General features: G+C 74.2%; 14 protein-coding genes and 1 riboswitch. Of the genes, 8 read left to right on the forward strand and 6 right to left on the reverse strand.

What is annotated here, in order from left to right:
- The first annotated feature begins 13 nt into the window (after window positions 1-13).
- The 4 genes from AB0C87_RS40360 (at window position 14) to AB0C87_RS40375 (ending at window position 4,375) form a co-directional block, all read left to right on the forward strand.
- Window positions 14-1,348: a histidine kinase gene (locus AB0C87_RS40360; RefSeq protein WP_360581827.1), complete on the forward strand. Its 1,335-nt coding sequence runs from the start codon at window positions 14-16 to the stop codon at window positions 1,346-1,348.
- A gap of 77 nt (window positions 1,349-1,425) precedes the next feature.
- The gene (locus AB0C87_RS40365) at window positions 1,426-2,217 is read left to right on the forward strand and encodes a LytTR family DNA-binding domain-containing protein (protein WP_360581828.1); all 792 of its coding nucleotides are present in this window, start codon (window positions 1,426-1,428) and stop codon (window positions 2,215-2,217) included.
- Window positions 2,214-2,675: a hypothetical protein gene (locus tag AB0C87_RS40370; protein ID WP_360581829.1), complete on the forward strand. Its 462-nt coding sequence runs from the start codon at window positions 2,214-2,216 to the stop codon at window positions 2,673-2,675. The genes AB0C87_RS40365 and AB0C87_RS40370 overlap by 4 nt, the downstream gene beginning before the upstream one ends.
- Window positions 2,672-4,375 carry a cation acetate symporter gene (locus tag AB0C87_RS40375; RefSeq protein WP_360581830.1) on the forward strand — a complete coding sequence of 568 codons (1,704 nt, stop codon included), beginning with the start codon at window positions 2,672-2,674 and terminating at the stop codon, window positions 4,373-4,375. Before AB0C87_RS40370 ends, AB0C87_RS40375 begins: the two co-directional genes overlap by 4 nt.
- A gap of 718 nt (window positions 4,376-5,093) precedes the next feature.
- On the opposite strand, the gene AB0C87_RS40380 is transcribed toward AB0C87_RS40375, so the two are convergent.
- The 6 genes from AB0C87_RS40380 to thiO form a co-directional block, all read right to left on the reverse strand.
- The gene (locus tag AB0C87_RS40380; protein ID WP_345185917.1) at window positions 5,094-5,945 is read right to left on the reverse strand and encodes a deoxyribonuclease IV; all 852 of its coding nucleotides are present in this window, start codon (window positions 5,943-5,945) and stop codon (window positions 5,094-5,096) included.
- Between the two features lie 20 nt (window positions 5,946-5,965).
- A complete protein-coding gene (gene pknB, locus AB0C87_RS40385; RefSeq protein ID WP_345185920.1) occupies window positions 5,966-7,888 on the reverse strand; it encodes a Stk1 family PASTA domain-containing Ser/Thr kinase in 1,923 nt (640 codons plus the stop codon).
- Window positions 7,889-7,921: 33 nt separating this feature from the next.
- Window positions 7,922-8,896, reverse strand: coding sequence for an EamA family transporter (locus AB0C87_RS40390; RefSeq protein ID WP_353834747.1), 975 nt, complete (start codon window positions 8,894-8,896; stop codon window positions 7,922-7,924).
- Between the two features lie 135 nt (window positions 8,897-9,031).
- A complete protein-coding gene (locus tag AB0C87_RS40395; protein WP_360581831.1) occupies window positions 9,032-9,808 on the reverse strand; it encodes a thiazole synthase in 777 nt (258 codons plus the stop codon).
- A 2-nt stretch (window positions 9,809-9,810) separates the two neighbouring features.
- Window positions 9,811-10,011, reverse strand: coding sequence for a sulfur carrier protein ThiS (thiS, locus tag AB0C87_RS40400; RefSeq protein ID WP_345185930.1), 201 nt, complete (start codon window positions 10,009-10,011; stop codon window positions 9,811-9,813).
- Window positions 10,008-11,135, reverse strand: coding sequence for a glycine oxidase ThiO (gene thiO, locus AB0C87_RS40405; RefSeq protein ID WP_360581832.1), 1,128 nt, complete (start codon window positions 11,133-11,135; stop codon window positions 10,008-10,010). Before thiO ends, thiS begins: the two co-directional genes overlap by 4 nt.
- A riboswitch (TPP riboswitch) is annotated at window positions 11,125-11,238 on the reverse strand. Its footprint overlaps the gene before it by 11 nt.
- Window positions 11,239-11,343: 105 nt before the next feature.
- On the opposite strand from thiO, the gene AB0C87_RS40410 reads away from it, so the two are divergent.
- From AB0C87_RS40410 to AB0C87_RS40425, 4 genes are all read left to right on the forward strand, one after another.
- A complete protein-coding gene (locus tag AB0C87_RS40410; protein ID WP_360581833.1) occupies window positions 11,344-12,579 on the forward strand; it encodes an FAD-dependent oxidoreductase in 1,236 nt (411 codons plus the stop codon).
- 58 nt (window positions 12,580-12,637) lie between these two features.
- Window positions 12,638-13,012 carry a helix-turn-helix domain-containing protein gene (locus AB0C87_RS40415; RefSeq protein WP_185023485.1) on the forward strand — a complete coding sequence of 125 codons (375 nt, stop codon included), beginning with the start codon at window positions 12,638-12,640 and terminating at the stop codon, window positions 13,010-13,012.
- A 108-nt stretch (window positions 13,013-13,120) separates the two neighbouring features.
- Window positions 13,121-13,807 (forward strand): thiamine phosphate synthase, encoded by a 687-nt coding sequence (thiE, locus tag AB0C87_RS40420; RefSeq protein WP_345185941.1) that lies wholly within the window; start codon window positions 13,121-13,123, stop codon window positions 13,805-13,807.
- 47 nt (window positions 13,808-13,854) lie between these two features.
- Window positions 13,855-14,013, forward strand: a complete 159-nt coding sequence (locus AB0C87_RS40425; protein ID WP_345185945.1) for a hypothetical protein — start codon at window positions 13,855-13,857, stop codon at window positions 14,011-14,013.
- Window positions 14,014-14,016: the final 3 nt, after the last annotated feature.

A 14,016-nucleotide genomic window follows, 5' to 3' on the forward strand; every position in this document is an offset into this window, starting at 1 on the left:
ACCGTAAGTTTCCATGGACCTACCGTCCGTCACAGATGTCGTGGTGTACGCCGCGGCAGCCGGGGCCAGCGGGGTCTGGGCGCCGCGCCGGTGGTGCCTCCTGCCGCGGCGCGGGCACGCCGATCCGGCGGAGGCGGCCGCCCTCGCCGCCCTGCACCTGATCGCGCACGCCGCGCCCCCGCTGCGGGCCGGGCTCACCGGCGACGCGGCGCGCAGGGCGACCCGGCTGCTGCGCTCGCTGCTCGGCGCCGAGGCGGTCGCGATCGTCGCGGTGCGCCCGCCCGGCGACCCGGACGGCGCCGACGCCCCCGACGCCCCCAAGGGCCCCGACGGCGCCGGTGACGACGCCTCCGCCGCGCCGCGGCTGCTGGCCTGGGAGGGTGCGGGCCGCGGCGCCCACGCGGGCGAGGCCGTCGCGCACGCGCTGCCCGTCCTGACCTCCGGCAGGCCCCGGGTCGTCACGCCGGAGCCGCTCGCCTGCGGCGACCCCCAGTGCGGCGTCCAGGTGGCCATGATCGCCCCCCTCGCCGTCGAGGGCCGCGTCGAGGGCACGCTGAGCGCGTACTGGCCGAGCCCGTCCACCGCGCGGGTCCGCGCGGTGGGGGAGGCGGCCCGGCTCGTCACCGGGCAGCTCGAACTGGCCGGGCTCGACTCGGTCCGCGTCCGCCTCGCCGAGGCCGAGCTGCGCGCGCTGCGCGCGCAGATCTCGCCGCACTTCGTCTACAACTCGCTGACCACGATCGCCTCGTTCGTCCGCACCGACCCCGAGCGGGCCCGCGGCCTGCTGCTGGACTTCGCCGACTTCGCCCGCTACTCGTTCCGCAACCCGCGCGACTTCACCACGCTCGCCGACGAGCTGCGCTCGATCGACCGCTACCTGCTTCTGGAGCGCGCCAGATTCGGCGAGCGGCTCCAGTGCAACGTCGAGGTCGCGCCCGAGGTGCTGCCGGTCGCCGTCCCGTTCCTCGCGCTCCAGCCGCTCGTCGAGAACGCCGTCCGGCACGGCATGGCCGGGGGCCGCCGCGCGTTCCACATCTCCATCGTGGCCCGCGACTCGGGCGCCGAGGCCGCGATCAGCGTCGAGGACGACGGGATCGGCATGGACCCCGAGCGGCTCGAAGAGATCCTCTCGGCGCCCCTCGGCCGGCCCGGGCCCACCGGCTGGGGGAGCGTCGCCACCCACGACCGGCCGGAGAGCGGGCCCGGCATCGGCCTCGCGAACGTCGACGCGCGCATGCGCCAGGTCTACGGGGACGAGTACGGCCTCACCGTCGAGACAGCGCTCGGCGCCGGAACCAAGGTCAAATTGCGCGTCCCGAAGTACCGTCCGGGCGTCTTTCCCGACTGAGGGGCGATCCGGGCGACACGCCACTCACTTTTCGGAACCGATTGCGGACAGACGGTAATCGCGGCAAAGTCGCCCTCATGCTGCACGTCCTCGCCGTCGACGATGAACGCCCGGCCCTGGAGGAGCTGACCTACCTGCTCAGCAAGGACCCGCGGATCGGGCGGGTCACCGGGGCCGCGGACGCCTCGGCCGCGCTCCGCGACCTGAGCCGGATGCTCGTCGAGGGCGAGCGCCTCGACGCCGTGTTCCTCGACATCCGCATGCCGGGCCTCGACGGGCTCGACTTCACCCGGCTGCTGACCGGGTTCGCCGCGCCCCCGCACGTGGTGTTCGTGACCGCGCACGACGACTGCGCCGTGACCGCCTACGAGCTCGGCGCGCTCGACTACCTGCTGAAGCCCGTCCGGCCGGAGCGGCTGGCCGAGTCCGTCCGGCGCGTGGCGGCGGCCGTGCGCCGGCCGTCGCCGCCCGCCGGGGAGACCTCCCCCGACCCCGACGACGAGATGATCCCCGTCGAGCTCGGCGGGCGGACGCGGCTGGTGTCCCGCCGGGCCGTGACCCACGTCGAGGCGAAGGGCGACTACGTGCGGCTGCACACCGCCGACGGCGGCTACCTGGTCCGCATGCCGCTGTCGGCGCTCTCCAAGCGGTGGGAGGGCGCGGGGTTCATCCGGATCCACCGCAGCACCCTCGTCGCGGCCGCGCACATCACCGAGCTGCGCTTCGACGGCGGCCGGGCCGCCGTCCAGATCGGGGACGAGCTGCTGCAGGTCAGCCGCCGCCACACCCGCGAGGTCCGGGACCTGCTCGTCCGCAAGTTCCACCAGCCGGACGAGGGCGCCGGAGAGCCCGGGGGAGGCCCGCGATGACCGATGAACGCCGCGACGCGACGGCGGGCGCGGCGGCCGTCCGCCCCCGCGGGCTGCCGACCGGTGCGCTGCCGGGCGGCGCGACGCCGGGCGCGGCCCAGACCGCCGAGGCCGCGGCGCCCGCGCCGGGCCCGGCCGATCCCGACCCGCCCGATACCGACCCGCCCCCGCTCGTCTGCGGTCCCCCGATCGGACCCGCCGAGACCCGCCGGCTCATCCGCGCCCAGCTGCGCACCGCCCTCGGCACCGGCGCGCTCGTCATGACCGTGGTGACGGTGCTCCCGGCGCTGATGGCGATCGTCCCGGCGGTGGCGCAGGCCCGCGTGCACGGCGTCCCGCTGCCCTGGCTCGTCCTGGCCTTCGGCATCCAGCCGGTCTGGGTCGCCGCGTCGTTCCGCCAGCTCGGCCGCGCCGAGCGCGCCGAACGCGACCTCACGAGACCGGCGGAGAGGCGATGACCGCCGTGGCGGTGGCGGCGGCGCTCCTGGCGCTGCTGGTGGCGACCGCCGCGTTCGGCGCCTGCGACCGCCGCTCCGCCTGCACCGCCTCCGACCTCCTGGTCGCCTCCCGGGGCGTCACCCCCTGGCGGAACGCCTCGGCGATCAGCGGCGAGTACCTCTCCGCCGCCGCGTTCCTCGGCACCGCCGGGCTGGTGCTCGCCTACGGCGCCGACATGCTGTGGCTGCCGGTCGCGGCGACCGCCGGGCACGTCCTGCTCCTGGCGTTCGTCACCGCCCCGCTGCGCCGCTCCGGCGCCTACACCGTCTCCGACTTCGCCGAGTGGCGGCTCGGCTCCCCGGCCGTGCGGCGCATCGTCACCTGCTGCGTCTGCTTCATCGGCTGGTTCTACCTGCTGCCGCAGTTCCAGGGCGCCGGCGTGACCCTGCGCGTGATGACCGGCGCCCCGGTGTGGGCGGGCTGGGCCGTCGTGGTCGCGGTCACCCTGCTGCTCGTCGCCTCCGGGGGGATGTGCAGCATCACCGCCGTCCAGAGCCTCCAGTTCTGGGTGAAACTGGTCGCCTTCGCCGTGCCCGCCGCGGCGCTGCTGGTCATGTGGCAGATGGACGGCCGCCCCGACCCCGTCGGCGGCGGGCCCGCGCGGTTCGCGCACACCACCCGGGTCCACGTGAGCACCGAGGTCGCGGTCACCGCGCCCGCCGCCGTCCTCGTCACCGCCCGGGGACCCGTGGACGGCGTCCGCCACGGCGGCGGGGCGATGACCCTCGCCGCGGGCCGGCACACCATCGGCCCCGCCGCCGAGGTGGTCTTCCCGGCCGGGGCGCCGGTGCCCCATGCCGAACGCCTGCCCGTCCAGAGCGGCGAGACCTGGGCCACGCCCTTCGGCCGCGGAGAGGAGCACGGCTTCTACCGCACGTACTCGGCGCTCCTGGGCATCCTGCTCGGCACCATGGGGCTGCCCCACGTCCTCATCCGCTTCTACACCAACCCGAGCGGAAGCACCGCCCGCCGAACCGCCGCCCTGGTCCCCGTGCTCCTCGCGCTCTTCTACGTCTTCCCGACCGTCTACGCGTCCATGGGGCGCCTCTACGCGCCCGAACTGCTGATGACCGGCGACACCGACGCCACCGTCCTGCTGCTGCCCCAGCGCATCCCCGGACCGGCCGGCGCGCTCCTCACCGGTCTCATCACCCTCGGCGCCTTCGCCGCGTTCATCTCCACCTCCTGCGGCCTCGTCGTCACCATCGCCGGCACGGTCACGCAGTGCGCTCGCCGCAGCGGCGTCGCGTCCTTCCGCATCGCCACCGTGTTCGCGCTCCTCGTCCCGCTCGCCCTACTCCCGAGGATCGGCACGCAGAGCGCCGCCGGCCTCGTCGCCCTGGCCCTCTGCGTCTCGGCGTGCTCCCTGTGCCCGCTCCTGCTGCTCGCCATCTGGTGGCGCGGCCTGACCGCGGCCGGCGCCGCCGCCGGCCTCATCGTCGGCACCGGCCTCGCCGTCGCCTCCGGCGTCCTGCACCTGTACGAGCTCCCCCTGACGGGCTGGCCCGCCGCCGCCGTGGCCGAACCCGCGGCCCTCATCGCCCCCGCCGCGTTCGCCGTCATGGTCGCGGTCTCGCTCCTGACCCGCCGCCGCGTCCCCCGCCGCGCCGACCGCGCCCTGACGAAACTGCACCTCCCCGAGGACGTGTTCGCCCGTTGAGCCCCGTTATGAACCGCTTACGGCGCCGCGCGGCCCGCCGCGCCCCCGCCCCGGACCGCTCGTCCCGCTCCACGGACCGCTCATCCGACGACTACGCTCCGTACAACTATGACTACACACCGTTCATCGAGAGGCGCGTCGTCCCGCTGTCCACAGGTGGCGAACCCCCTCTAATGTTCTCAGTGGCACCACACGTCACACCGCCCGAGGAGGGGCGGGCGGCCCCCGGCCGCGAACCCTCCCACAAGAGCAAATCCGGAGATCCGGCGACACACGCCGGATCGTGAGTCGCAGGATCCCGTACCGGGGGGGTGGGATCCCGCGACCTGTGGCTCGGGCGTCGCTGAACAGTCGGGGGGTTGTTCAGCGACGCCCGAGTCGTTTTTTATTGCTTTTTTCTCCTCCTTCGGGCCTGGCGGCCCTCCATCGTCGATAAAAGCTTGCGATCGCTGGCATCGCTCCGGCTCGCCTGGCGGCTCGCTGCGCGATCAGATTCTTGCTTCGCTTGAATCTGCCTTCGGACGCGATCGCGACCGTCAGGTTGTCGCGGGGTTGCTGTGGTGGCTGAGGTTGTCGCAGTAGCGGGTGCGGGTCGGCGTGAGGGCTCGCCTAGCGGCTCGCTACGTGTCAGTTTCTTGCAGGCTCGAAACGTCCTTTGGACGCGATCGCGCCCCGGCACCGGCGTCCGTGGGCCCTTATGGCGACGGAGCGCGTGACGTCAGGGGGCGTCTCTTAGGCGCTTCAGGGTTTTGATGTCTTCTGCGTGGGGGGCGGGGGCTCGGCCTGGGGTCTCGATGATGAAGGGGACGCCGGCCGTGGCGGGGTGGCGGAAGAGGTCGGCGAAGGGGGACTCGCCTATCCGGCCGGCGCCGATGTTCTCGTGGCGGTCCTTGGCCGAGGCGCAGGCGTCCTTGGAGTCGTTGGCGTGGACCAGCTTCAGGCGGCCCTCGCCCACTGCGGCGACCAGGGCGTCGAGGGTGTCCTTGGCGCCGCCCGGGGCCGCCAGGTCGTGGCCGGCGGCGAAGGCGTGGCAGGTGTCGAAGCAGACGCCGAGCTTCGGGTGGTGGTCGAGGCGCTCGAAGAACGGGGCCAGTTCCTGGACCTTGGCGCAGAGCATGTTGTTCTGGCCCGCCATGGGCTCCAGGAGCAGGTCGGGGCCGTCCTCGGGGATCTCGTCGAGGAGCGGGAGGACGTGCTCGCGGACCTGGGCCATGGCCTCGTCGTAGGTCCGGGTGACGGCGGAGCCGGTGTGGACCACGACGCCGCGGGCGCCGATGGCGCGGCCCCGGGTCAGGGAGTGGCGGACGGCCGCGAGCGACTTCTCGAGCGTCTCCGGGGTGGGGGAGCCGAGGTTGACCAGGTACGGGGTGTGGACGTAGACGGGGATGCCCTCGTCCCGGAGCCTGGCGTCCTCGGCGGGCTTGCCCTCGGGGAGGGCCCAGCCGCGAGGGTTGGAGACGAAGACCTGGACCGCCTCGGCGCCGATCTCGGCGGCGTACTTCAGGCCGCCGGTGGCGAGGCCGCCGGACACGGGAACGTGGGCCCCGACGGGGCTGATGGGTGAGGTCATGGCCCGTTCAGACTAGCCGGTCAGGGGCCCCGGACGATCGTGACGGTGGAGCCGCGCGGGGCCTCGCCGCTGCTGGGCGACTGGAAGCGGACGACGTTGCCGCCGAAGCCCGTCACGTTGACCTGGAAGCCGGAGTCCTCCAGCGCCTTCTTGGCCTCGTTGACCCGGCGGCCGGTCAGGTCGGGGACGGGGACGTTCTGGTTGCCGTCGCCGTCGTCGCAGCCGAACTGGAACGGGCCCGCGTCGACGATGCAGTCGCGCTTGTTGACGACGATGGTGACCTTGTCGCCGCGGGAGACGCCGGTGCCCTCGGACGGGTCCTGGCTGACCACCGTGTCGGGGTCCTTGCCGTTCACCTGCTTCTTCTGGACGGTGACGTCCAGGCCCATGGAGCGCAGCTGGTTGGCGGCGGAGTCGCCGTTCTGGCCGAGGAGGCCGGGCATCGACATGCCCGTGGAGACGACGATGGAGACGGGCACGTCGGGGGACTGCTTCTCGCCGGCGTCCGGGTCGGTGCTGATGACGTCGCCCTTGGAGACGGTCTGCGAGGGGGTGCTGCTCGTCCGGCCGACGGTGAAGCCCTTGTCCTCCAGGGTCTTCTTGGCGTCGGCGAGGGACTTGCCTCCGACGTCGGGGACCTCGCGGGGCGTGATGCCCCGGGACGGGGTGAGGGTGACCGTCTGGCCCTTGGCGACGCGGGCCCCGGCGGGCGGGTCGGACTTGGCGACGCCGCCCTTGTGGACGCGGTCGCTGTAGACCGCCTTGGCGGTGCGCACGTCCATGCCGTCGGACTCCAGCTGGTCGCGGGCCTCGGCGACCTTCATCCCGATGATCGAGGAGGGGACGTGCTCGTACTGGCCGGACGTCTGGTACCACACGGCCCAGCCGAGGATGACCGCCGCGACCAGGCCGATGGCGATCAGGACGTAGCGGCCGGTCAGCGCGCCGAGGGCGCGGTCGGTCCTCGTGGGGCGGACGTCGTGCCGGGGGGCCAGGGTCTCGGCGTCCATGACGGCGGTGCGGCCGTGGGCGGGCGGGGCCTCCAGGACGCTCGTCGCGTTGCGGGACGCCTCCTCGACGCGGCGGTCGAAATCGCGGGGGAGGCCGCCGAACACCTCGGCGACCTCGGCCAGGTACTGGTTCGCGTCCTGCGGGCGGCGCGCCGGGTCGTGGCTCGTGGCGTCGGTGACCAGGGCGTCCACCCGCGGGGGGATGCCGGGGACGACGCTGGAGGGCGGCGGCACCGTCTCGTTCACGTGCTTGTAGGCCACGGCGAGGGGGGTGTCGCCCTGGTGCGGCAGCCGCCCGGTCATCAGCTCGAACAGCATGATCCCGGCGGCGTAGACGTCGGAGCGGAAGTCGGCGTTGCCGGACAGCACCTGCTCGGGCGCCAGGTAGCCGACCGTTCCGATGATCATGCCGGTCTTGGTCATCTTGCTGGCGGTCTCGGCCCGCGCGAGGCCGAAGTCGGCGACCTTGACCTGGCCGTCCTCGGTGATCAGCACGTTCTCGGGCTTGACGTCGCGGTGCACGAGCCCGGCCCGGTGCGCGGCGCCGAGCGCGGCCAGCACCGGCTGCATGATCTCCAGGGCGGCGCGGGGGCCGAGCCTCCCGAGGGAGTTCAGCGCGTCGCGCAGGGTGCGGCCGGCGACGTATTCCATCACCAGGAAGACGTGCTCGCCGTCGGTGCGCTGGTCGTAGACGGCGACGACGTTCGGGTGGGACAGCGCCGCGGCGGCCTTGGCCTCGCCGATGAAGCGGGCGACGAAGTCCTCGTCCGAGGCGAGTCCGGCGTGCATCACCTTGATCGCGATGACCCGGTCGAGCCTGAGGTCGCGCGCGAGGTAGACCGTGGCCATGCCGCCGCGCGCGATACGGGACTCAATGCGGTACCGCCCGTCGAGCACCCGCCCGACGAGTGGATCAGCAACCGTCGCGTCCATCGGTGCGAGTTTACGGGCGAATCCGCGTGGATCTCATCCGTCGCGAGTATGAGCATCGATGAGCCCGGAGGGTGACGCCCCCGGGGCGCCCGGTTCCGGTGTGACGGGCGGGACGCGGCGGCGCAGCGACCGCGTGCTGCGGGAGACGGCCACGCCGGCGAGGCACAGCAGGCCGCCGCCGAGGGTGACCGGGCCGGGGACCTCGTCGAGGAACAGCCACGACATCAGCACCACCAGGGCGGGCGCGGCGTAGGTGGTGGCGCCCATCTTCCCGGCGGTCGTGCGGGCGAGGGCGTATCCCCAGGTCGTGAAGGCGACCGCGGTCGGGAAGACGCCCAGGTAGACCATGTTGAGGGTGGCGCCCGCGGGGGCGTGCGCGGCCTGCGAGACGAGCTGCCCGGAGAACGGCAGGCAGGCGAGCGCGCCGATCGCGCAGGCGAACGTGGTGAACTGCAGCGCCGACGCGTGCCTCAGCGCGGGCTTCTGGGCGACGACGCCCGCCGCGTAGGTGACGGCGGCGGCCAGGCAGAGCAGCACCCCGCCGACGGACGCGCGGCCGTCGCCGGACATCGACAGCCCGACGACGGCGGCGCCGGTGAACGACACGGCCATGCCGAGCAGCAGCCGGGACGACAGGCCCTCCTTCAGCAGCCAGCCGCCGAGGAGCGCGATGAGGATCGGCCCGATGTTGACGACGAGGGCGGCGGTGCCGGCGTCCACCAGCTGCTCGCCCCAGTTCAGGACGACCATGTAGGCGCCGAACCACAGGAGGCCGGCGGTGACGATGCCGGGCCAGGCGGCCTTGGGCGGCAGGCCCTCGCGCCGGACGAGCCAGATCACTCCCAGCACGACCGTCCCGGACAGGAGGCGGCCGAGGGCGAGGGCGCCGGGGCTGTACTCGTCGCCCGCGCTGCGGATGGCGACGAAGGCCGAGGCCCAGAAGACCACCGTGACCGTCGCCGCCGCCACCGCGAGCTTGTTCGCGCGTGCACCGCTGTTCTGCTGCATGTCACGCACCTTAGGGAGGGGACGCTTCCATCGACACCGAAGCGATGTGTGCGGTTGCGCCCCGGTGTGTCCAGTCTGGTGGCGCGCGAATGTGCAGGTCCAGCGAGTATTTCTACATGTGTGGCTTTAGCTTCGCTACGAAGTCGCGAGCCCGTCGAACGGGGAGGACGCCTGGGCGTAGCGGCGCTTGGGGATGCGCCCGGCGAGCCGCGCGAGCCGCCCGCCCTCGACCGCGTGCCGCATCGCGGCGGCCATCCGCGCCGGGGACTGCGCACGGGTGACGGCAGTCGCGAGGAGCACGGCGTCGCAGCCGAGCTCCATGGCCAGGGCCGCGTCCGACGCCGTGCCGAGCCCCGCGTCCAGGATCACCGGGACGGTCGCGCGCTCCACGATCAGCTCGATGTTGTGCGGGTTGCGGATGCCGAGCCCCGACCCGATCGGCGAGCCGAGCGGCATCACGGCCGCGCAGCCGATCTGCTCCAGCCGGTGCGCGAGGACCGGGTCGTCGCTGGTGTAGGGCAGGACGACGAAGCCGTCGTCGACGAGTTGCTCGGCGGCCTCGACCAGTTCGATCGGGTCGGGCAGCAGCGTGCGCTCGTCGGCGATCACCTCCAGCTTGACCCAGTTCGTCCCGAGCGCCTCCCGGGCGAGCTTGGCCGTCAGGACGGCCTCGCCCGCGGTGAAGCAGCCCGCGGTGTTGGGCAGCACCCGGATGCCGCACTCGGTCAGCACTTCCAGCACCGAGCCGCGCGCGGACGGGTCCACCCTGCGCATCGCGACCGTGGTGAGCTCCGTCCCGGACGCGGTCAGCGCCTCGCGCAGCACCGCCATGCTCGGCGCCCCGCCCGTCCCCATGATCAGCCGCGAGCCCAGCTCCTCGCCCGCGATGACCAGCCCGTCGGTGTCGTTCATCCTCATCCTCCCTGGACGGCGGTCAGCACTTCGACGCGGTCGGCGTCCCGCAGGGGCGTGGCCGCCCACTCCGCGCGCCGGACGACCTCGTCGTTCAGCGCCGCGGCGACGCCCGTCGCGGCCGCGGTGACGGACGCGACGACCTCGGCCACGCTCGCGCCGTCGGGCAGCTCGCGCGGCTCACCGTTGACGATCACCTTCATGCGCTCACCTCGGGGGAGAAGCGGTCGGGGGCGAACGGCCCGGCGACCTCGGGGACGGGCCCGTCCAGCAGCATCGCGGACAGGATGTCGGCGCTCACGGGCGTGAGCAGGATGCCGTTGCGGAAGTGCCCGGTGCCCACCAGCAGGCCGGGCAGCGCGGTCGGCCCCATCACGGGCGCGTTGTCGGGCGAGCCGGGCCGCAGCCCGGCGGTGACCTCCGCGAACTCCAGCTCGGTGATGCCGGGGAGCAGCTCGCGGGCGTCGCGCAGCAGCTCCCACAGCCCGCCGGCGGTGACCCGCGTGTCGAAGCCCAGCTCCTCCTGCGTGGCGCCGACGACGATCTCTCCGTCGGCGCGCGGCACCAGGTAGACCGACGATCCCCGGACGAGGCCGCGGGTCGGCCGCCGCAGGAACGGCGCGCGGGTGCGCAGCCGGAGCACCTGGCCCTTGACCGGGCGGACGGGTGGAACGGTCCCGGGAGGCAGGCCGCCGAGGTCGCCCGACCACGGCCCGGCGGCCAGCAGCACCCGGTCCGCGGGGATCACGGTGCCGTCGTCCAGCCCCACGCCGGCGGCGGCGTCGTTCTCGACGACGACCCGTTCGGCCCGCCGCCGGACGAGCCGGACGCCCAGCCGCTCGCACGCCGCCAGCAGCGCCGGGGCGAGCCTGCGGGGGTCGACCGAGCCGTCCTCGGGGGCGAGCAGGCCGCCGCGCACGCCGGGCGCGAGCATCGGCTCCAGCCGCCGGCACTCGCGGCCGGTGAGCGCCTCGGCGGGGATGCCCAGGCTCTCCTGGAACCGGCGCAGGTCGTCCAGGTGCCGCAGGTCGTCGGAGTCGAACGCGACCTCGATGATCCCTTCGGTGCGGTAGCCGGTCTCCAGGCCGGTCAGCTCCTCCAGCTCGGCGACGAACGCGCCGTACCGGTCGCGGGAGGCGAGGCCGAGCCGCAGCAGCGGCTCCTCGCCGTAGCTCAGCTCGCTGACCGGGGTGAGCATGCCCGCCGCCACGGAGGAGGCCCCGGAGGCGGGCGCGGGGTCGACGAGGGTGACGGCGGCGCCGCCGGCGGCGGTGCGCCAGGCGGTGGCGAGGCCGATCACCCCGGCGCCGATGATGACGATCTGCATGCGCGCTCCCTTCGCCGGCATGATCCGGATCAGGTCGTGGCGGTCGGCGGCCCGTTCAGCCGCCCTCTCAGCCCGGTCGCACCGGACTCCCGCGCTCTGTGCTGTTCTGCTGTGCCGTTCCGCTGCCCCCACCTTACGACCTCGGCGAACCGGGCAACTGCCTGGACACCTGTCCATCCGCGGAACGCCGCCCGTTAGGGTGACCTTCATGGAGAGGGTCATCGTCGTGGGTGGCGGGCTGGCCGGCGTGCGCGCCGTGGAGGCCCTGCGGAGCAAGGGGTACGAGGGCGCGCTGACCCTCGTGTCGGCGGAGCGGCACCGGCCCTACGACCGGCCGCCGCTGTCGAAGGCCGTCCTCGCGGGCGAGTCCGACGACACGACCGTCGACGCCGACTGGGACGCGCTGCGCTGCGAGCTGCTGCTCGGCGAGCGCGCCACCGGCCTGCGGCTGGACGGGCCCGGACGCGGCGGAACGGTGGCGTCCACGGCGGGCGACCTGCCCTTCGACGGGCTGGTGATCGCGACCGGCGCCGCTCCGATCACGCTGCCCGGGGAGGGGCGGCAGCACGTGCTGCGCACCATCGACGAGGCCCGCGACCTGCGCGCCCGGCTCACCGCGGGCGCCCGGATCGTGATCGTCGGCGCGGGCTGGATCGGCGCCGAGGTCGCGACCGCCGCGGCCCGCCGGGGCTGCGCGGTCACCGTCGTGGAGGCGGCCGACACCCCGCTGGCGGGCGCGATCGGGCCCGAGGTCGGCGCGCTCACCGCCCCCTGGTACGCCGAGGCCGGCGTCGAGCTGCGGACCGGGGTGAAGGTCGCGGAGGTGCGCGACGGCGGCCTCGTCCTCGCCGGGGGCGGCCGCGTCGACGCCGACGAGGTGGTCGTCGGCGTCGGGGTCCGGCCCGTCCTGTCGTGGCTGGAGGGCTCCGGGCTGCTGCTGGAGCGCGGGGTCGTCACCGACGGCTCCTTCCGGACCTACATGGGAGAGGAGATCCCGGGCGCGCTGCGGCCCGACGTCGTGGCGGTCGGCGACTGCGCCGCCTGGTGGTCGCACCGCTACGGGCGCAGGCTGCTCGTCGAGCACTGGGACGCCGCGCTGAACGCCCCCGAGGTCGCCGCCGCGGCTCTCCTCGGGCAGGACGCCGTGTACGACGCCGCCCCGTACTTCTGGTCGGAGCAGTTCGGGCGCATGGTCCAGTACGCGGGCGACCACTCCGCGTCCGAGCGGCTCGTGCGCAGGGGCGACCCGTCCGATCCCAGGTGGGCGGTGGCGTGGCTGACCGGAGACCGCCTCGACGCGATCCTCACCGTCGGCCGGCCCCGCGACCTGGTACAGGCGAGGCGCGTGATCGCCGCGGGGACGCCGGTGGATCCGGAGGCGATCGCCGACCCGGACGTCCCCGTGCGGCAGGCTGTTCGCGCAGAGCGATCAGAGGGGACGTAACGGCTGCGCAGCGGGTTTGAGTCTTCCGAAGGCGTGGTAGCAAGGGGGCGTGACGCAGATGCACGCAACCGTTGACAGCGCACTGGACCCCCGCACCGACGCCCTGGCCGGCGAGTGGCTCACCCTCCGGGAGACCGCCGACAGGCTCGGGATCAAGCCCAACCGGATCAAGCAGCTCATCCACGAGCACCGCATCCTCGCGGTGCGCCGGGGCGGGGAGCCGATGGTGCCCGCGGCCTTCATCAAGGACGGCCAGGTCATCAAGGGACTGCCCGGCACGCTGACGCTCCTGTCGGACGCCGGCTTCGACGACGCCGAGACCATCCGGTGGCTGTTCACGGCCGACGACACGCTGCCGGGAACGCCCGTGGACGCGCTCACCGAGAACCGGGGGACCGAGGTCCGCCGCCGCGCCCAGGCGCTCGCCTTCTAGGCCGCCGCCGGCGGCGTGAGACGCACGTGACACGATCGCGGGGTCGCGCGCGGCGGGTGACCGCGCGCGCGATTTCGTGATCATCTGTGGAAAGGACGTTCCCCGGCCGTGTCCAGGCACCTCCCCACCGAGCGCGCCGTCGCGCTGCGCGCCCGGCTGAGCCGCGCCCGCCTCTACCTCTGCACGGACGCGCGGGAGCGCCAGGGAGACCTGCCGGCCTTCCTCGACGCCGTGCTCGCGGGCGGAGTCGACATCGTCCAGCTCCGCCAGAAGGGCCTGGAGGCCCGCCAGGAGACCGCCTACCTGGAGGTGTTCCGGGCGGCGTGCGAGCGGCACGGGGCGCTGCTGGCCGTCAACGACCGGGCCGACATCGCGCACGCGGTCGGCGCCGACGTGCTGCACCTCGGCCAGGACGACCTGCCGGTGCCCGCCGCCCGCGCGATCGTGGGCGGCGACATGCTGATCGGCCGGTCGACGCACTCGGGCGAGCAGGCGTCGGCGGCGGCCGCCGAGCCCGGCGCCGACTACTTCTGCGCGGGCCCGGTGTGGCCCACGCCGACCAAGCCCGGCCGGGCCGCCCCCGGCCCGAAGCTGCTGGAGTACGTCGCGGCGCAGCGCGTCGCGCGGCCGTGGTTCGCGATCGGCGGCATCGACCTCGGCAACCTGGACGAGGTCCTCGCGGCGGGCGCGGAACGCGTCGTGGTGGTCCGGGCGATCACCGAGGCCGACGACCCGGGCGCCGCCGCCGCGCGGTTCGCGCGGCGCCTGGCGGCCCGGCCGCTCGGCGCGGTTTGACGCGGATCACGGTGCGGTCCGCCGTCCCGTCGCCGACAATGGAGACCATGAACGTGGGACCCGACGACGACCGCGTGGTCGACCTCGACGACGACCTCGACGTCCTGCCGGACCAGACGTCCGACGACACCGACACCGGGTGGGGCGAGTGGCGCGCCGGCGACGACGACGCGCGCCTGCTGGAGGACCGCCCGCCGCACTGGTGAGCG

The organism is Actinomadura sp. NPDC048021 (genome assembly GCF_040653135.1).
GTDB lineage: Bacteria > Actinomycetota > Actinomycetes > Streptosporangiales > Streptosporangiaceae > Spirillospora > Spirillospora verrucosospora.